This window comes from Bacillus cereus group sp. BfR-BA-01309 (genome assembly GCF_022664315.1).
Lineage (GTDB): Bacteria > Bacillota > Bacilli > Bacillales > Bacillaceae_G > Bacillus_A > Bacillus_A mobilis.
Genome location: NZ_JAKUHE010000074.1, coordinates 1 through 373, shown reverse-complemented (window position 1 = coordinate 373; position 373 = coordinate 1). Strand labels below are relative to the sequence as shown.

Genomic DNA, 373 nt, shown 5'->3' with positions numbered 1-373 from the left:
AAATATGCGGGTGTGGCGGAATTGGCAGACGCACTAGACTTAGGATCTAGCGCCTTTGGCGTGGGGGTTCGACTCCCTTCACCCGCACTTTTAATAAAATAACTCAAACATGTCTTGCGGAAGTAGTTCAGTGGTAGAATACAACCTTGCCAAGGTTGGGGTCGCGGGTTCGAATCCCGTCTTCCGCTCCAATTTTCAATATGACATGCCGGGGTGGCGGAACAGGCAGACGCACAGGACTTAAAATCCTGCGGTGGGTGACCACCGTGCGGGTTCGACCCCCGCCCTCGGCACCATATGCGCCCGTAGCTCAATTGGATAGAGCGTTTGACTACGGATCAAGAGGTTAGGGGTTCGACTCCTCTCGGGCGCG

At 55.0% G+C, this 373-nt stretch carries 4 tRNA genes; all 4 read left to right on the top strand.

Annotation, left to right across the window (positions count from 1 at the left end):
* Nucleotides 1–6: 6 nt before the first annotated feature.
* The 4 genes from MR115_RS29685 (at nucleotide 7) to MR115_RS29670 (ending at nucleotide 373) form a co-directional block, all read left to right on the top strand.
* Nucleotides 7–87: transfer RNA gene (locus MR115_RS29685), tRNA-Leu, on the top strand.
* Between the two features lie 29 nt (nucleotides 88–116).
* A tRNA-Gly gene (locus tag MR115_RS29680) sits at nucleotides 117–191 on the top strand.
* A gap of 16 nt (nucleotides 192–207) precedes the next feature.
* A tRNA-Leu gene (locus tag MR115_RS29675) sits at nucleotides 208–296 on the top strand.
* Nucleotides 297–299: 3 nt separating this feature from the next.
* A tRNA-Arg gene (locus MR115_RS29670) sits at nucleotides 300–373 on the top strand.